This window comes from Actinomadura sp. 6K520, assembly GCF_004349245.1.
Classification (GTDB): domain Bacteria; phylum Actinomycetota; class Actinomycetes; order Streptosporangiales; family Streptosporangiaceae; genus Spirillospora.
Genome location: NZ_SMLC01000011.1, coordinates 1 through 17,628, shown reverse-complemented (window position 1 = coordinate 17,628; position 17,628 = coordinate 1). Strand labels below are relative to the sequence as shown.

The 17,628-nt window shown below is 72.2% G+C and carries 15 protein-coding genes; 8 read left to right on the top strand and 7 right to left on the bottom strand.

Features of this window, described 5'->3' with window-relative positions; genetic code table 11:
* Positions 1-72: 72 nt before the first annotated feature.
* Together E1289_RS05240 and E1289_RS05235 are read right to left on the bottom strand one after the other, a co-directional pair.
* Positions 73-645: a hypothetical protein gene (locus E1289_RS05240; RefSeq protein ID WP_131975849.1), complete on the bottom strand. Its 573-nt coding sequence runs from the start codon at positions 643-645 to the stop codon at positions 73-75.
* Entirely contained in the window at positions 642-1,658 is a 1,017-nt protein-coding gene (locus E1289_RS05235; protein ID WP_131975847.1) for a hypothetical protein, read from the bottom strand. Before E1289_RS05235 ends, E1289_RS05240 begins: the two co-directional genes overlap by 4 nt.
* A 137-nt stretch (positions 1,659-1,795) precedes the next feature.
* On the opposite strand from E1289_RS05235, the gene E1289_RS05230 reads away from it, so the two are divergent.
* The 4 genes from E1289_RS05230 to E1289_RS05215 all read left to right on the top strand — a co-directional run bounded on the left by E1289_RS05230 (position 1,796) and on the right by E1289_RS05215 (position 5,046).
* Entirely contained in the window at positions 1,796-2,110 is a 315-nt protein-coding gene (locus E1289_RS05230) for a hypothetical protein (RefSeq protein WP_131975845.1), read from the top strand.
* A gap of 451 nt (positions 2,111-2,561) precedes the next feature.
* Entirely contained in the window at positions 2,562-3,728 is a 1,167-nt protein-coding gene (locus tag E1289_RS05225; RefSeq protein ID WP_131975843.1) for an NAD-dependent epimerase/dehydratase family protein, read from the top strand.
* A 17-nt stretch (positions 3,729-3,745) separates the two neighbouring features.
* Positions 3,746-4,528 carry a methyltransferase gene (locus E1289_RS05220; RefSeq protein WP_243712620.1) on the top strand — a complete coding sequence of 261 codons (783 nt, stop codon included), beginning with the start codon at positions 3,746-3,748 and terminating at the stop codon, positions 4,526-4,528.
* Entirely contained in the window at positions 4,528-5,046 is a 519-nt protein-coding gene (locus tag E1289_RS05215; RefSeq protein WP_131975841.1) for a GtrA family protein, read from the top strand. The genes E1289_RS05220 and E1289_RS05215 overlap by 1 nt, the downstream gene beginning before the upstream one ends.
* On the opposite strand, the gene E1289_RS05210 is transcribed toward E1289_RS05215, so the two are convergent.
* Together E1289_RS05210 and E1289_RS05205 are read right to left on the bottom strand one after the other, a co-directional pair.
* On the bottom strand, positions 4,944-5,762 hold the full coding sequence (locus tag E1289_RS05210; protein ID WP_131975839.1) for a glycosyltransferase family 2 protein: 819 nt from the start codon (positions 5,760-5,762) through the stop codon (positions 4,944-4,946). The genes E1289_RS05215 and E1289_RS05210 overlap by 103 nt on opposite strands.
* The gene (locus E1289_RS05205) at positions 5,759-6,709 is read right to left on the bottom strand and encodes an NAD-dependent epimerase/dehydratase family protein (protein WP_131975837.1); all 951 of its coding nucleotides are present in this window, start codon (positions 6,707-6,709) and stop codon (positions 5,759-5,761) included. Before E1289_RS05205 ends, E1289_RS05210 begins: the two co-directional genes overlap by 4 nt.
* Positions 6,710-6,827: 118 nt before the next feature.
* Here E1289_RS05205 and E1289_RS05200 point away from each other — a divergent pair, with 118 nt between their 5' ends.
* A complete protein-coding gene (locus E1289_RS05200; protein ID WP_131975835.1) occupies positions 6,828-8,060 on the top strand; it encodes a hypothetical protein in 1,233 nt (410 codons plus the stop codon).
* Between the two features lie 90 nt (positions 8,061-8,150).
* Complete coding sequence (locus tag E1289_RS05195; RefSeq protein ID WP_131975833.1) at positions 8,151-11,795, top strand: hydantoinase B/oxoprolinase family protein; 3,645 nt, start codon at positions 8,151-8,153, stop codon at positions 11,793-11,795.
* Positions 11,796-11,824: 29 nt separating this feature from the next.
* Here E1289_RS05195 and E1289_RS05190 read toward each other — a convergent pair whose 3' ends face one another.
* Positions 11,825-13,216: an MFS transporter gene (locus tag E1289_RS05190; RefSeq protein ID WP_131975831.1), complete on the bottom strand. Its 1,392-nt coding sequence runs from the start codon at positions 13,214-13,216 to the stop codon at positions 11,825-11,827.
* Between the two features lie 147 nt (positions 13,217-13,363).
* Here E1289_RS05190 and E1289_RS05185 point away from each other — a divergent pair, with 147 nt between their 5' ends.
* Both E1289_RS05185 and E1289_RS05180 read left to right on the top strand, forming a co-directional pair.
* Positions 13,364-14,497 carry a DUF1254 domain-containing protein gene (locus tag E1289_RS05185; protein WP_131975829.1) on the top strand — a complete coding sequence of 378 codons (1,134 nt, stop codon included), beginning with the start codon at positions 13,364-13,366 and terminating at the stop codon, positions 14,495-14,497.
* On the top strand, positions 14,498-15,652 hold the full coding sequence (locus tag E1289_RS05180; RefSeq protein ID WP_131975827.1) for a serine hydrolase domain-containing protein: 1,155 nt from the start codon (positions 14,498-14,500) through the stop codon (positions 15,650-15,652).
* A gap of 23 nt (positions 15,653-15,675) precedes the next feature.
* On the opposite strand, the gene E1289_RS05175 is transcribed toward E1289_RS05180, so the two are convergent.
* Both E1289_RS05175 and E1289_RS05170 read right to left on the bottom strand, forming a co-directional pair.
* Positions 15,676-16,911, bottom strand: a complete 1,236-nt coding sequence (locus E1289_RS05175; RefSeq protein ID WP_131975825.1) for an alkyl sulfatase dimerization domain-containing protein — start codon at positions 16,909-16,911, stop codon at positions 15,676-15,678.
* A 112-nt stretch (positions 16,912-17,023) separates the two neighbouring features.
* Positions 17,024-17,628: TetR/AcrR family transcriptional regulator (locus E1289_RS05170; protein ID WP_207928798.1), on the bottom strand; the 605-nt coding region annotated here is incomplete at its 5' end.

Here is a 17,628-nt window from a genome sequence, read left to right as displayed (position 1 = left end):
ATACTGGCACATCCTTCGAAAAACGCATATGGACCTCCGCGAAGACCACATGCGAGCAGACCGACCCCGGGGTCAACGCCCCTTCGGCGGCAGCAGCCGCAGCAGCTCGACGGCGGCCTCCTTCGCCTTGCCGGCGACGTCCGTTCCCTTGCCGGGCACGCGGTAGGTGACCTGGGCGACGAGGAGGCCGTCCCGCACGATGACGTGGGCCTGGGTGTAACCGGATTCGTGCCGGACGCTGACCGTGCTCGCCTCACCGATCCCGGCCGGCTCGCCGTTGCCCGACGGCGCTCGGGCGTTGTGGAAGTCCTGCACCTCGATGGACTCCTTCTCGGCGGTCAGCGCCCCGGAAGGGCGGTAGGCGCTCAAGCTCAACTGGGTGCGGTCGTCGACGCTGATCCAGTCGCACTGCACCTCCCCGTAGAAGATGGCCTGCGAGACGGGAGCGCGCGCCTTGGGCACCAGTTGCGCAGCCTTGGCGGGCGGGAACCAGATGCACAGATCCGCCAGCGGTGTCCGCTGCGGGACGAGTTCGTCCCCGTCCGACCGGGCGGCGGCCATGACCGTCAGAAACGGCGCACACAGGAACGCCGAAAGGAGCAGCGCTCCCATGAGCAGCCCGCTCTCGCGCCTGTTCAGCCTCATGCCAGCTTCTCCGTCACCGCGCGCAGGACGGCACCTGCCTGCCGCCCGGCCTCGTCCGCCGAGGCCGCTCGCCGGCTGTGGAGCGCGACGATCACCAGGTACCCGTTCACGTGCGCCCTTCCCTGAGCGGTGAAGCCCCAGCCGTCCTGCCAGGCCACGGTGTAGGCGTCGCCGTCACGCAGCATGTTCGGCGTGCGCCCGGCATTCCGCATCGCCTTCAAGGTCTCCCTGTACGACCGCTCGGCATAGGAGCGCGACCAGGCGCCGATGTGAAAGTCGATCCAAGTGCCGTTCTCCGAGGTCGAATCGGTGCTCCACCGGCAGGCCGCCTGATGGCCGTAACCGTGGACACGCCCTTCCGGCAGCACCCGGGCGGCGACATCCCGGGGTATCTGGTCGCAGGCGACGACCGCGCCGGGGGACCCGCCTCCGCCGGTCTCCGCGACGATCCACGTCAGTGGCCCGACCACGCTCGCGATGGGGAGCGCGGCCGCCGTCACCCGCACCCAGGGGCGCAGCCGCCGCCAGGGGAGCGGGGCCCGATCGATCACCGGCGGCGTCCCGCCGCAGGCCGCCAGGTGCTGCCGTTGCATGAACGCGACGGCGTCCTGCACCTGCCGGCCGTTCGGGTGCTGGAGGACGATCCGGCCCCCGTCCGTCAGCCGGAGCGCGACGAACATGCGGCGGCCCCGCTGCCGGACGCCGATCCGCGCGATCGCCGTCCAGGGCACGAACTGCCGCCGCAACTGGACCGAGAAGACCGCGTGGCAGCGGATGCCGTCCTCGGCCACCACCGTCGGCGCCCGCATCCGCCCGACGATCCCGCCGACCGCGAAGGGGGCGAGCGGGGACAGCGACACCAGCGGGATCAGGAGCGCATTGGGGACGAGCAGGGCGTACGCCGCGACGCCTCCGGCCAGTAGCAGGCCGGCGAGCCCCCACGACCGGCGCCGCGCCGTGCCCGGCCCGAACTCGACGGGCTCCGGCCCGGCCACCACTTGGTTCGTACGCACGATCAGCATTATTGGCCACTCGCCAACCAGCGGCGCGCCCGGCCTGCCGCACGAGCAAGATCGAACCTCTGGTCTCCGGGCCGGGTCATACGTGCTGACAACGCATCATCGGAACACGGGCGAGCCGGAGGTCGCGCATGGACTACTACCTGATCCTGATGATCGCGGGAAGCGGTGTGCTCGCGGGGGGCGCCGCCTATGCGGTCACCGGCCGCGATCTCGGCGGCGGCGGGAGGGCGGCGGTCGCGCTGGCCTGCGGCCTCCTGGTGGCCGCCGCATCGCTGTTCGTCCCGTACCTTCCCGTACTCGTCCTCCTGGGCGCCGCGGCGGCACATCTCGTCCTGCGGCGCCTGTTCACGGCGGGGGCGGCCCTCGTCGCCTCGGGAACCGCGCTCGTCGCCGGGTGCTCGTTCTCCGTGCTGCTCATGATGGCCGCCCTGGAGACCATGTAACGCACCTCCGTCCGCAGCCGGTGTGCGGTCCCGCCGGACGGGACCGCACGCCGAAAGGGCAGGAGGACCGTGAGAGTCAGACCGCCCACTCGGGGGTCGGCCCCCACCGCCGGTTCCCCGCGTTGCCGGCGATGTCGCCGTGATAGATGCGACCCGGCCGCAAGGGCCGGTAGGGTGACCGCCAGGTGAGCCGGGAAACCCGGTCGGCATGGGAGACGACGCGGCTCATGAAGGAACCCGTGCCGACGGTTCGAGGCCACATCTCCGGCCTGCTTCGCCCGGTCGGATGTGCCGTCGGCGGCGGGCAGGGGGTGGGTGTTGATCGTACGGATGCTCACCGGGGTGCCGGTTCGAGTGCGCCGAATCCAAGCGCTGCGCCCGCGGACGCGCTGTGGTTGCGAAGCGGTCCAGGCTCTCCCTGGACGATCCCGTACAACTGCAGGAGAGATCCATGCGTGTTCTAGTTCTCGGCGGCGACGGGTACCTCGGCTGGCCGACCGCCCTGCATCTCTCGCGGTGCGGTCACCAGGTCGCGGTCGCCGACAACTTCGTCCGGCGGCAGTACGACTTCGAGCTCGGTGTGGAGAGCCTGGTGCCCATCGAGTCGCTGCAGACCCGCGTCGCGGCCTGGCGCGATCTGACGGGTGACGCGATGGGCGTGTACGTCGGCGACCTGACGGACGCCGACTTCACGTACGGGATGCTGCGCGACTTCCGCCCGGAGGCCGTCGTGCACTTCGCCGAGCAGCGGGCCGCGCCGTACTCGATGATCGACCGCAAGCACGCCGTGTACACGCAGGTCAACAACGTCGTCGGGACACTGAACCTGCTGTACGCGATCGCGGAGGTGGACCGCGACATCCACCTGGTCAAGCTCGGCACGATGGGCGAGTACGGAACGCCCGAGATCGACATCGAGGAGGGCTGGCTGGAGGTGGAGCACAAGGGCCGCACCGACCGGGTGCTGTACCCGAAGCGGCCCGGCTCCTTCTACCATCTGTCGAAGGTCCACGACAGCCACAACATCGAGTTCACCTGCCGGGTGTGGGGGCTGCGCGCGACCGACCTCAACCAGGGCGTGGTGTACGGCCAGCAGACCCCCGAAACCCTGCTGGACGACCGGCTGGCGACCAGGTTCGACTACGACGCCGTCTTCGGCACCGTGCTCAACCGGTTCGTCATCCAGGCGGTGCTCGGCCATCCGCTGACCGTGTACGGGCGCGGTGGCCAGCGCCGAGGGATCATCGACATCCGCGACACGGTCCAGTGCGTGCAGCTGGCTTGCGAGAACCCCGCCGAGCGGGGCGAGTTCCGGGTGTTCAACCAGATGACCGAGGCGATGTCGGTCCAGGAGCTCGCGGACACCGTCGCCCGGTGCTATCCCGGCGACGTCCGGATCGAGCATCTCGACAATCCCCGTGTCGAGCGCGAGGAGCACTACTACAACGTGGTGCACACGCGGCTGCTCGACCTCGGGCTGTCCCCGCACCTGCTCTCCGATACGCTGATCACTTCGCTGTTCGACGTCGCCAAGCGGTACGCGGACCGGGTCCAGCCGGAGGCCCTGCGGCCCAAGGTCAACTGGCGGGACCAGGCCAGCCCCGTGCAGGAGACGTGACCGCCGGGGAGCCTTCGATGAACGATGCGCCCATGGAACAGGGCCAGGGTGCGTTCACCCGCGCCACCGGACGCGCCCTCGGCGACCGTGCCGCCGAGGGCGCAGGCCCGGACAAGCCCCGCTACCGGCGCTACCAGTTCGACCTGATCGCGCCGCACTGCGGCGCCGCCGTGCTGGAGGTCGGGGCGGGGCTAGGCGAGTTCTCCGCGCAGTTCTCGGGTCTGCGCCGCCTCGTCGCCACCGATGTCGACCCGGACGCGGTCGCGGTGATGGACGAGCGGTTCGCCGGTGATCGGACGATCGCCGCCGAGATCGAGACCCGCGAGTTCGACCTGGCGGCGGGCGACCGGCTGGACCGGCCGGTCGACTCGGTGGTGGCGATCAACGTCCTGGAGCACTTCGAGGACGACGCCGCGGTGCTCGCGTCGCTGGCGCGCTCGGTCGTCCCGGGCGGCACGATCGTGCTGTGGGTACCGGGATACCAGAGCCTGTACAGCGACTTCGACCGCGGGGTCGGGCACTTCCGCCGCTACACGCCGCGGACGCTGCGGGACGCGATCCTGCGGGCGGGGCTCGGCTGCGAGCTGGCGCGTCCGGTCAACCTCCTCGGCGGCCTCGCCTGGTGGGCGGCCATGCGGCTGCGGCGCGCGGAGAAGCCGAACAGCGGGGCCGTCGGCGTGTACGACCGGGTGATCGTCCCGGTGACCCGGGTGCTGGACCGCGTCGTCCCGGTGCCGTTCGGGCAGTCGATCCTCGCGGTCGCCCGGGTCCCCGCCGAGCCGGGGACAGCGCGGCCCTGATGCCCGCCGAGCCCGCCCCGTCCCGGGGCCGCCGCGCCCTCCGGCTCATCTTCACCCGGTACACGATCGGCTCCGTGCTGGCGGCCGTGGCGAGCGAGGCGACGCTGCTGCTGACCTATGGGACCGGCCTGCTCGGCCCCCGCGCGGCGTCCGTCGCCGCCTGGAGCACCGGCGCCGCCCTGAACTACGTCCTCAACCGGTGGTGGGCGTGGGGGCGGCGCGGACGAGCGTCGGTGTGGCGCGAGCTGGTCCCGTACTGGGCGATCGCCGTGGCGAGCATGCTCCTCTCAGCGTGGGCGACGGGCGTCGCCGACCGCCTGGGGCCCGAGGCCGCAGGCCCGCGGATGGTCTTCGTCGGCGGCGTGTTCCTCGCCGTCTACGGGGTGATGTTCGTGGTGAAGTTCTGCCTGTTCCACTACTTCGTCTTCGCCGGCGGCCGGGGCACGCGCGCGGAGGCGGACGCGGTGGGCGCGGACCGGCGTTCCCGCAACCAGGTCCCGACGACGACGCGGGAGTAGCGGTAGCCGTAGACCAGGTTCCCGCCCTTCTTGGTGGTACCGGCCGCGCGGAGCCGCATCGTGGCCGGCACCTCCCGCACGCGGTACCCCTTGGAGATCACGCCGATGAGCAGTTCGGACGACTGGTACTGCGGCTGCCTGAGGGTGACGGCGCCGGTGACCTCCGCCCGCATGGCGCGCATGCCGAACGAGGTGTCGGTGATGCGCTGCCCGGTCATCCGGCTCACCAGCCAGGCGAACACGTGTACGCCGGCCCGGCGGACGCGGTCGTAGGTCTCCTGCCGGCCCAGCCGCCGCGACCCGGTGACGAAGTCGGCCTCCCCGTCCAGCACCGGGCCGAGGATCCGGGGGATCTGGGCGGAGTCGTACTGGCCGTCGGCGTCGGTCGTCACGATGAACTCGGCGCCGCCTTCGCGGGCGATGCGGTAGCCGAGGCGCAGCGCGGCGCCCTGCCCGCGGTTCACCGGCACGTCGCACACCAGCGCGCCGTGCTCGCGTGCGACGGCGGCGGTGCGGTCGGTCGCCCCGTCCGCCACCACGACCACCGCGGTCTCGCGCCCGGCGACGGACGAGGGGATCGAGCGCACGACGTCGCCGATGCCGCGTTCCTCGTCGTAGGCGGCGATGACGACCGCGATCGGAGGCAGGCCGGTGCCGTGCTCGGCGGCGAAGGCCGCCAGCGCCCGCTCGTCGACGGCGTCGTCCGCCGCGCTCATGCCGCCCCCACCGGTGCGAAGTCGGGCCAGACGGTCGCCATGCCGGAGCGGAGGTCGTGCCGCGGCTCGTACCCCAGGGACCGCGCCTCGGAGATGTCCAGGACGACCGCGGGCATCTCACCCGCCTTGGCCTCGACGTGCTCGGCGGGGATGGGCGCGCCGGTGACCGCCCGGGCCGTCTCGATCAGGTCGTTGACGCTGGTCGAACGGCCCGATCCGACGACGAGCGGGCCGGTGCGGCCGGTGCGCCAGGCGAGCAGCACCGCCTGGACCACGTCGTCCACGTGCACGTAGTCGCGCAACTGGGTGCCGTCGCCGTACACCTGGACGCCCTCCGCGGACGCCGCCGCCCGCATCAGCCGGGGCACGAAGCTGTCCTTGCGGCGCATCCCCGGGCCGTAGACGTTCGCGAAACGCAGCGCGCATGTCCGCATGCCGTACACGCCGGTGTAGGCGCTGAGCAGCATCTCGGCCGCGGCCTTCGTCGCGCCGTAGGGGGTGAGCGGACGGAGCGGCATCCGCTCGTTGATCGGGGTCCCGCCGACATCGCCCGTCACCGCGTTGGTCGAGGCGAACACCATCCGCGGCACACCGCGTTCGCGGCACAGTTCCAGCAGGCCGGCCGTCGCGTCGACGTTCAGCCGGTACACCCCGGCCGGGTCCTCGATCGACCGCAGGACCGAGGTCGCCGCGGCCAGGTGCACCACCCCGTCGAGTCCGGGGCGGACCGCCGCCCGGCGCACCGCCGGATCGCACAGGTCGCCGACCACCGACTCGACGCCGGGGCCGGGATGCGGCCGCTCGTCGGCGACGACGACGTCCGCGCCCGCGTCCAGCAGGGCGCCGACCAGGCGGCCGCCTATGAACCCCGCGCCTCCCGTCACCAGCACCCGCGCGCCCGCCAAGCCGGCGGGGTCCCCCCGCCGGTCGGTCGCTGTTCCTGACATTCAGCCACCCGCCGTACGCTCGTGGATCGTATGATCGCCGACCCTAACGGAAGCTCGGCCGCGACACCGACCGAGCCGGCGTCCTCCGGCGCGACGACGGCCGAACGAAAGGACAGCGGTGATCCACATTCTGGTCATGGGCCTGCCGCCGGCGGCGGGCCTCGCCCTCGCCCTGCTCGCCGGGCGCCGGCGGTGGGCGCCCCCGGCGGCGGTGGCGCTGGCCGTCGGCGCGACGCTGCGGCTGGCGGTGCTGCTGATCGCCGCGAACGATCCCTGGCAGCCCTATGACCTGGACAAGGACTTCCGCGACACCGCCGACGCCGTCCTCGGCGGCCGCGACCCGCTGGTCGAACTGCGCGAGGGCGGCTGGCACTTCCTGCCCATGCTGGCGTACGTCCTGGCCGGGGTGCGGGGCCTGGGGAACCTGCTGGGCGTGCCCTGGGAGGTCACGTCACGCGTCGTCCCCGTCCTGGCCGACCTCGCCCTGATCCCGCTGGTGGCGAGGCTCAGCACGGACCCGTCCCCGAGAACACAGGCCCTGCGCGGCTTCCAGTACGCGTGTGCGCCGCCGGTGCTGATGGTGAGCGCCCTGCACGGCCAGTTCGCGCCCATCACCCTGGTGCTCGGCGCAGCCGCCCTCCTGGCCGCCCGCAACGGCCGCGTCCACACGGCGGGGATCCTGGTCGGGCTTTCCGTGACGTCGGCGAGCTGGGCGGCGCTGCTGCTGCCCGGCGTCGTGCTCGCCCTCCCCGGCCTGCGGCCCCGGATCGCCGTCCTCGCGTGGACCGCCGCGGTCCCGTCCGCGTTCCTGCTCAGCAGCGTCCCGATCTTCGGCACCCCGGTGGACCGGCTCCCCGCGACCGTGTCGGCGGTGATGTCGGCGCGCCCGGTCGCGGGCGACTGGGGCTGGTCGGCGATCGTCACCGGCGGCCACCAGGTCGTGTCCGCCGGCTTCGGCACCGTCGGCACGCCGCTCCTCGCGGCGGCGCTGCTCGCCGCCGGCTGGTGGTGGCGCAAGGCGGACCCGGTCGCCCTCACGCTGGCCCTGCTCCTGGTCTTCCTCATCGTCACCTACCGGTTCGGCGCCCAGTACCTGGCCTGGCCGGTGCCCTACCTGATCATGTGGTCGGGCCGCGGGACCTGGCCCGCGATCGGCGCCGCCTTCTTCTGGGGCGCGTTCGGCTACATCTACATGACCCGCCTGGATCCCGCCGCCTGGGGGGAGGCGCATGTCTGGTGGGCGCTGTCATCGATCGCCGTCATCGTCCTGTTGGTCCGCGCGCTGCCGGAACGACGCCGGCCGCCGACGGGTCCGATGGCCTCGGACGACGCTCTGGCGAGGCAGGCATGAGCCATTCAGGCCGTTTGCCAGGATTTGCCGTGTCGTGGACGTTGCTCGTCGACCTTGAATGAGAAGCTCGTGGTAGGAGGTAAATCCCGCTTGGACCACGGGGGTGGGGCCGGGGCTCCCGGCTGGGAATTCTGGATCGACCGCGGCGGCACGTTCACCGACGTGGTCGGCAGGCGGCCGGACGGCGCGCTCGTCACCCACAAGCTCCTCTCGCGGGACGAGGAGCGCTACCGGGACGCGGCCCTCGCCGGAATCAGGCACCTCCTCGGGGTGGCGCCCGGCGAGCCGATCCCGGCGGACCGGATCGCGGGCGTGCGGCTCGGGACGACGGTGGCGACGAACGCCCTGCTCGAACGCCGGGGTGAACCGACCGTGCTGGTCATCACCGAGGGCTTCCGCGACGCGCTGCGGATCGCGTACCAGAACCGGCCGCGCATCTTCGCCCGGCGGATCGTGCTGCCCGAGCCGCTGTACGCGCGGGTGATCGAGGCGAGGGAGCGCGTCGACGCGCACGGGCGGGTGGTGGTGCCCCTGGACGAGGACGCGGTCGAACGCGACCTCAGCGCGGCCTACGACGAGGGCTTTCGCTCGGTCGCGATCGTGTGCATGCACGGCTATCGTCACGCCGCGCACGAGATCGCCATCGGCGAGATCGCGCGCCGGACCGGCTTCACCCAGGTCTCGGAGTCCCATGCGACGAGCCCGCTGATGAAGCTGGTCCCGCGCGGCGACACCACCGTCGTCGACGCCTACCTCTCGCCGATCCTGGACCGGTACGTCGCCCAGGTGTCCGGGGAGCTGGGCGGCGTGCCGCTGATGTTCATGCAGTCCAACGGCGGGCTCACCGACGCCCACGGGTTCCGCGGCAAGGACTCGATCCTGTCCGGCCCGGCGGGCGGCATCGTGGGGATGGCGCGCACGTCCGCCGCCGCGGGCTTCCAGCGGGTCATCGGTTTCGACATGGGCGGCACCTCCACCGACGTCTCGCACTACGCGGGCGAGTTCGAGCGCCGCTACGAGACGCAGGTGGCGGGGGTGCGGATGCGGGCGCCGATGCTGAGCATCCACACGGTCGCGGCCGGCGGCGGGTCGGTGCTGCGCTTCGACGGGGGCCGGTACCGGGCGGGCCCCGACTCGGCGGGCGCCGACCCGGGTCCGGCCTGCTACCGCCGCGGCGGCCCGCTCACCCTCACCGACGCGAACGTGCTGCTGGGACGGATCCGGCCCGAGCACTTCCCCCGCGTCTTCGGCCCCGCGGGCGACCGGCCCCTCGACGCCGCCGTCGTCCGGGACCGCTTCGCCGCCCTGGCGGCGGAGATCGGCGACGGCCGCACGCCCGAGGAGGTCGCGGCCGGATTCCTGGAGGTCGCGGTCACCGGCATGGCCAACGCGATCAAGAAGATCTCCGTCCAGCGCGGCCACGACGTCACCGGATACGTGCTGACCACCTTCGGCGGCGCCGGCGGCCAGCACGCCTGCGCGGTCGCCGACGCCCTCGGCATGCGGCAGGTGCTCGTCCATCCGATGGCCGGGGTGCTGTCGGCGTACGGCATGGGACTGGCCGACGTCACCGCCATGCGGGAGTCCGCGGTGGAGGCCGCGCTGAGCGAGGAACTGCTGCCCGAGCTGAGCGCGGTCCTGGGGAGGCTGGAACGCGACGCACGCGATGAGCTCCGGGACGAGGGGATGGGCGCGAAGCACGTCCTGCGGCGGGCCCACCTGCGGTACGCGGGCACCGACACCGCCCTGCTGGTACGGGCCGGCACCGTGGCGTCGATGGTCGCCGAGTTCGAGGAGACCTACCGGCGCCGGTTCTCCTTCCTCATGCGGGACAAGCAGATCGTTGTGGAGGCGGTGTCGGTCGAGGCCGTCGGTGACCTGCCGCGGGCCGCCGAGGCGCCGGTCCGGGGCGGCCGCCGGAGGCCCGCCGAGCCGGAGCCCGTCCGGACGTACACCGGCGGCGCCTGGCGGGACGTCGGCCTCTACCGGCGCGACGGGCTGCGGCCGGGGGACACCGTGGCCGGCCCGGTGATCATCGCTGAGGCCGACACGACGACCGTCGTCGACCCGGGCTGGCGCGCGGCGGTGAACGAGCTCGGCCACCTGCTGCTCACCCGGGTGGCGCCCAGGCCCGGCGGGCACGGAGTCAGTGGGCACGGGGTCGGCACCGGCGCCGACCCCGTCATGCTGGAGATCTTCAACAACCTGTTCATGTCCATCGCCGAGCAGATGGGCGTCCGGCTGCGGAGCACCGCGCACTCGGTCAACATCAAGGAACGCCTCGACTTCTCCTGCGCGATCTTCGATGCGGGCGGCGACCTCATCGCCAACGCGCCGCACATCCCCGTGCACCTCGGCTCGATGGGGGCCTCCATCAAGGAACTGCTCAGGCGGCGGCGGGCCGCCGGCGGCATGCGGCCGGGCGAGGTCTACGTGCTCAACGACCCCTACCACGGCGGCACCCATCTGCCCGACGTCACCGTCGTCACACCGGTCTTCGCCGGGGACGTGGAGCCCGCCCCCGGCGGAGGCGGGGAGGGCGAGATCTCGTTCTTCGTCGCGTCCAGGGGCCACCACGCCGAGATCGGCGGCATCACGCCGGGGTCCATGCCGGCCTTCAGCCGGCGGGTGGAGGAGGAAGGCGTCCTGATCGACAACTGGCTGCTCGTCGAGGGCGGCAGGATGCGGGAGGCGGAGACGGTCGAGCTGCTGCGCTCGGCCGCCCACCCGTCCCGCAACCCGCTCGACAACGTCGCCGACCTGCGCGCCCAGGTCGCCGCCAACGAGAAGGGCGTGCGGGAACTGCGCGAGATGGTCCGGCACTACGGCCTGGACGTCGTGCACGCCTACATGCGCCACGTCCAGGACAACGCCGAGGAGGCGGTCCGCCGGGTGATCAGTGCGCTGCGCGACGGCTCGTACGCCTACGAGCTCGACGGCGGGGCACGGATCGCGGTCGCGGTCCGCGTCGACCGCCGCGCCCGGACGGCGGAGATCGACTTCACCGGCACGTCCCCCCAGTCGGCCGGGAACTTCAACGCGCCGTCGTCGGTGGTGATGGCGGCGGTGCTGTACGTGTTCCGCACGCTGGTGGCCGAGGACATCCCGCTGAACGCCGGCTGCCTCGAACCGCTCCACGTCACGATCCCGCCGGGCACGATGCTCTCGCCGGAGTACCCGGCGGCCGTGGCCGCGGGCAACGTCGAGACCTCGCAGGCCGTGACCGGCGCGCTGTACGCCGCGCTCGGAGTGATGGCGGAGGGCTCCGGCACGATGAACAACGTCACTTTCGGCAACGAGCACCACCAGTACTACGAGACGGTGGCGAGCGGCTCCGGCGCGGGGGACGGCTTCGACGGCGCCGATGCCGTCCAGACCCACATGACCAACTCCCGGCTCACCGACCCGGAGGTGCTGGAGTCGCGCTATCCCGTGCTGCTGGAAGGCCACGAGATCCGCCGGGGCAGCGGCGGGGCGGGACGCCGGCGCGGCGGGGAGGGCGCCCGGCGGCGCATCCGCTTCCTCGAACCGATGACGGTGACGACGCTGAGCGGCCACCGGCGCGTCCCGCCGTACGGCATGGCGGGCGGCGGACCCGGCGCGCTGGGGCGGCAGTGGGTGGAGCACACCGACGGGTCCGTGACGCCGATGGCTGGCTGCGACTCGCTGCCCGCGGGTGCCGGCGACGTCTTCGTCATCGAGACCCCCGGGGGCGGCGGCTACGGCGCGGAGTGAGGCGCGCCCCCGCCGCCGGGGCGGGCGCGTCAGCGTGCCAGCGCGCGGTCCCGGTCACTTTCGAAGGACAGGCGTGCCGCGATCGTGAGCAGTCCGCCGAGCAGCAGGGGGACGGCCAGCGCGTACATGGCCGTGACCATCGAGCCGGTCGCGTCCGAGACCGCCCCGACCACGAACGGTCCGAAGGCGACGCCGAACGCGCCGAACACGTGCACCATGGCGAAGCCGAGACCGCGGGAGGTCGCGTCCAGCACGTCGGCTATGGAGGCGGTGAGGTTGGGGATCGCCATCGCCATGGCCGCCTTCGACAGCAGGAGCAGTGCCGCGAAGGCCCAGAGCGAGGGCATCGAGATCGCCGCGACGAGGATGGCGCCGCCGGCCACGATCCCGCTCCCTCCGGCCAGCAGCCGGCCGCCGCTGTGCCGGTCGCCCCAGTGCCGGCCGAGCCGGGTTCCGGCCAGCACGCCCGCCACGACTCCGACGACCGTCACCGCCCCGCTCACCGACGCCGCGAGCCCTTCGCTGACGCCGTGGTCGCGGTGGATCAGGGTGGGCGTCCAGTAGGAGATCCCGGAGAGCCCGAACGCCAGGGCGGCCAGGCCGGCCGAGAGCAGGGCGATCGTCGGGGTCGCCATGACCTGCCGGAGCTGCCGCCGGAACTTCGGGTGCGCGCGTCGCCGGGAGGGAGCGACGTCCGAGGGGGCCTCCGGTACGGGGCCGGGATCGTCGTCGCGCGCGATCGTGCCGAGCGGGTCCGGCGGAGTGCCGGTCATCCGGTCGAGCAGGCCGCGCGGCGGTTCCGGCAGGCGCGCGCAGAACGCGGCGACGATCAGGCCGGGGACGGCGGCGATGACGAAGGCGGCGCGCCAGCCGAAATGGTGCGCCAGCACACCGCCCACCACCACGCCGACGCCCGCGAGATAGGGCGTCAGCCCCCGCCACCCGTAGACCTTCGCCCGGCTCCTCGGAGCGTAGAAGTCGGCCAGCAGGCTCCCGGAGAGGGGGCCGTAGAAGCCCTCGGAACTCGCCAGCAGCAGCCGGATCACGAAGAACATCCCGAACCCGGTCGCGAGGCTGGAGGCGAGTGTGGCGACCGCCCAGCACAGGACGATGACGGTGAGGATGCGGGTGCGGCGGTACCGGTCGGTGAGGTACCCGGCCAGCGGTGTCAGCGTGATCGCGGCCAGCGCGCCGCCCAGCGGCAGCAGCCCGGCGGCGGTGTCGCTGAATCCCCACTCGTCCTGGATGAAGGGGAGCACGCCGGGGAGCAATTGATGCTCGAAACGGTCGATGAATCCGGCTGCCGCGACGACCGCCAGGGGTTTCCAGCCGTAGGGTGCGTGGTCGTCCGGCGAGCGGGGGGTGCGCCGCTTCGGCAACAGGTTCACCCCTCGGCGGCCGTCGGAGTAGTCCTTGGTCATTTGCCTTTCCCATACTCCGCGGGCATGGCGATCAGGCACCTTCCTCCCCGCCTTCGAGCCGGGCCGGGCCGGGCTTGGGAGATGTTCCGGTAGCCGTCCTCCGCTGAATGGTGGCGCATTTGCACTTGGAGTGCAATAGTCGGTCCCATGTCGAGATGCGAGCTCACGGCCACGGACCGCCCCCACCCGCTCGAAAGCGTCGCGGCCTGGCGGGAACTCCTGGACGCGCTCGCCGAGGCGGGCGGGACGGTGGCGGACCTGGCGGACGGCGCACCGGCCGTCGACGTGGCGGAGGGATTCGGCTACATCCTCAACGTCCTGACCGATCAGTTCGAACGGGCGGCGCTGCGGCGCTCGCGGCATCCGGTGTTCCTGCCGGGCGTCACACCGGTGCGCAAGTTCTTCTTCGACAATCCCGACACCGACTACGGCATCGCCGCGCTCGGCGGCGCCAGGCGTTACCGCATCTGGGGGAACCGGGGGACCTCCGCCTATCTCGCGTTCTGCGTGTACTCCGCGATGAACCGGGACGGGGAGACCCGGCTGGTCAACCTGTCCGACCGGGACATCGGCTTCTCGCCCGGCGGCGACTTCGAGGTGATCCTCTCGCCCGAGGAGGTGCCGGGCGACTGGCTCCGCGTCGACGCCGACTCGCGGGCGGTGATCGCCCGGGAGTACTTCCTCGACCGCGAGACGGAGGTGCCCGCCGAGTACCGGATCGAGGCGGTGGACGAGACGGCGCCCGACCCGCCATTGGACGACCACGGCTTCGCCCGCGCCGCACGCGCGACGGCGACGTTCGTCCAGGCGGCGGCGAAGCTGGCGGCGCAACGGGTGGAGACGATGCGCGCCACGCCTAACCGCTTCGTCGAGACCGGCGGGCACGGCCCATACCGCACACCGGACAACGACTACGTCGTCTGCTGGTACAGACTCGACGAGGGGGAGGCGCTCGTGATCGACGTGCGGCCTCCGGAATGCCGCTACTGGGGGGTTCACTTGGCGAACCGATGGGGACAGTCACTCGATCACCGAACGCGGCGGACGTCGCTCAACGCCCGCACCGCGGTGGCCGGACCGGACGGGAACGTCCGTGTCGTCGTGGCCGGAACCGATCCCGGCCTCCCGAACTGGCTGGACACCGCCGGGCATTCCGAGGGGTGGGTCCTGTTCCGCTGGCTGCTCGCGGACGGCGCCGCCATGCCCGCCGTCGAACGGGTCCGGCTCGCCGGTCCGCGGGACGGTCAAGCCGCGGCGCCGCGCACCGGCGGGGTGAGTTAGATGCCGGAACGGCCGAATCGCCTCCTCGGAGCCGCCCTCACCGCCACCCTCCTCACCGGGGCGTGCTCGGCCGGATCCGGCGGCGAGGACGCGGGACCGCCCGCCGGCCCGTCGCGGAAGGCGGCCGATCCGTCCCCCTGGGAGACGACGGCGCCCGCGGCCGCGGGCATGGACGCGGCGAAGCTCAAGAGCGTGGCGGCACAGGCGGAGAAGGGAAAGTCGGACTGCCTGGCCGTCGCACGCAACGGAAAACTGGCCGGCGAATGGTATTTCGGCCGGGGCGGCCGGGACACCCCGCAGCCGGTCTGGTCCGCCACCAAGTCGTTCACGAGCGTCCTCGTCGGGATCGCCCAGGACGACGGCGCGCTGAGCCTGGACGACAAGGCGGCGAAATGGATCGACGAGTGGAAGGGGACCCCGTCCGAGGACGTGACGGTCCGCGACCTTCTCAGCAACGGCTCCGGCCGGGAATGGAGCTTCCAGACCGACTACCAGCGGCTGATCCAGGCCCGGGACCGTACGAAGTTCGCCATCGGCCTGAAACAGCAGCACGAACCCGGCACGGTCTGGGCGTACAACAACTCCGCGATCCAGACGTTGCAGCATGTGCTGCGGGAGGCCACCGGAAAGGAGGTCTCCCGGTACGCCGAGGAGCGCCTGTTCGCTCCGCTGGGCATGGAGCACACCACCATGAGCGCGGACCGCGCCGGTAACACGCAGACCTTCATGGGGATCAATTCCACCTGCCGGGACATGGCCCGGTTCGGCCAGATGATGCTCGACAACGGGAAATGGCGGGGACAGCAGATCGTGTCCGCCGGCTATGTCGAGGCGGCCACCGGCCGGCCGTCGACGAAACTGAACGCGGCCTACGGATACCTCTGGTGGCTCAACCGGCCCGGTGTCGTCCGGGGCCCGGTCGCGGCGACCGACCTCGGCGGAGCGCGGAGCGCCGCGGCTTCGCGGGGACAGCTGGTGCCGGACGCGCCACGCCGGCTGTACTGGGCGCTGGGGCTCGGCAACCAGCTCGTCCAGGTCGATCCGGCGTCCAGGACCGTCGTGGTGCGCCTCGGGAAGACCGAGCCGCGGCCCAAGCCGCCGACGTTCGGCCCGGCCGAGGCCGCCAGGGTCGTCACCGAGGCCGTCATCCGGTAGCCCCGCCGGAGAGTGGGCGGTGGTCAGCCGTTGGCGGCCGCCAGATAGATACCGCGCGCCATCAGGGAAGTGGCCGACTCGGAGAGCGCGGTGAAGATCTGGCGGTACGCGTCCTTGACGTCCTCGTCCTCCGGCGCGGCCTGGTGTGCCAGTTCGATGAGACGCGCCGCGACCCGCGGCTCGGCCTCGTCCAGCGCGCGGCGGGCCCGGTCGGCGAGCGGCCGCGGGCCGCCCGCGAGCTCCGCCAGCACCGCGGCGAGCCGGTCCGCCCGCGGCGGCTTGAGCGCGGCCGGATCGCCGTCCCACCAGCCCCCGTACAGGCGCCAGATGTTGCGGACGATGAACTCCGGCTCGTCGTACGCGGCGCGCAGGTAAGGCTTGGCGGCCAGACGTTCCGGGACGTGCACGGCATGGATGATCTCGTCCAGGCGCCGACCGGCGTTCATCAGCTCCAGGGTCTGGGACACCAGTGACTCCAGATACTCCGCCACATCGGTCAGCGCCGTGCGGACACGGTCGCTCCCGGCGATGGGGACGCCGTGCCCCGGGATCAGCAGCGCCGCGTCCAGTTCGGCCATGGTCCGCAGGGCGGCCGCCCAGTCGGCCGGATACCGCTGGACCTTCTGGGGGTTGCCGCAGTTGGGCGAGTTCCAGATGAACAGGTCACCGGCCAGCAGGATGTTCCGCTCGGGGACGTAGGCCCAGGTGTGATCGTCGGTCTCTCCACGTGCGTGCCGCAGCTCGAACGTGAGCTCTCCGACGCGCAACCGGTAGTCGTCGCGATAGGTGAGGTCGGGGTACCGGAAGTTCTCCGGCCAGCGGAACTTCGGGTGGGCGAACTGCCGCGCGTTGACCGCCTGGTTGTAGTCCTTGGTCAGGGCGTAGCGTTCGAACCTGGCCTTGACGGCCTCGTGCGCGATGACGACGGGGCGTTCCCCGTTGTTCCGGTCGGCCTCCTCGTCGAAGGGGCCGACACCGAAGACATGGTCGATGTGCCCGTGCGAGTAGACGGCATATCGGACCGGGTCGGGGCTCCACTTCCGAATGGCCTCGTGATTGCGCCTGGCCGTGTTCGGCGCCCCGGTGTCGAAGAGCACCAGACCTTCGCTCGTCCGGAACACGGTGACGTTCGCGAACGCCGGCAGCACGGCGACGCCACTGGCGATCTCGAATGCCACTCCCGCGGGGACGTCGCCGTTGAACAACCCTTCCATCCGGGCTTCGCCGTGCCACATTCGCTCCGCATATCGCATCAGCATGACCACACTATTGCACTCAGAGTGCAAAACCGCCAGTGCGTGCCGCGAACAGGTTCGGCAGGGGGCGCGGGCCGAGGCCCGAGAAGCCGTCGGGGTCGGGGCTGCCGGCCGGTCAGGCGGCTATCAGCGTGCCGAGCAGTTCGCGGAAGCAGCGGCGCCTGTCGTCCGCGCTGAGCCGCCGCAGGTGATACCAGGCACCCCAGCTGACGGCGGCGTCCACGATGTCGGGAAGCAGCGGGTCCCGCCCGGCGAACTCCGCCTCGAACACCTCGCCGAGCATCCCCCGCAGCCACTCGTCGGCCTCGTTGATCAACCCGGACACCACCCCTGAGGCGGAGGCCGCGAGGGCCACGCGCCGGACCGGTGTCATGGTCTCGTAGACACGCTCAAGCTGGCCGACGAACCGGCTGATGCGCTCGGGAAGCGGGAGGTCGGGGCTGATCGTCTCGACCGTGGCGAGCAACCGCTCGGCCTGGCTCTGCCCGGCCGCCACATACAGTTCGTCCATATCGGAGAAATGGACGAAGACGCTGCGGCGGGACACCCCGGCCCTGGTGGCGATGGTGGCGGCGGTCGGCACTCGACCGGACTCGCGCAGAAGATCGAGAAGAGCCTCGGTGATCGCTCGCCGGGTCTGCTCCGGACCTCGCGATGGCTGAGCTGAGCCGACCGTCCCCATGACCCCGCCAGTAGACCAGCCCCCCGCTCCCCGGTGCA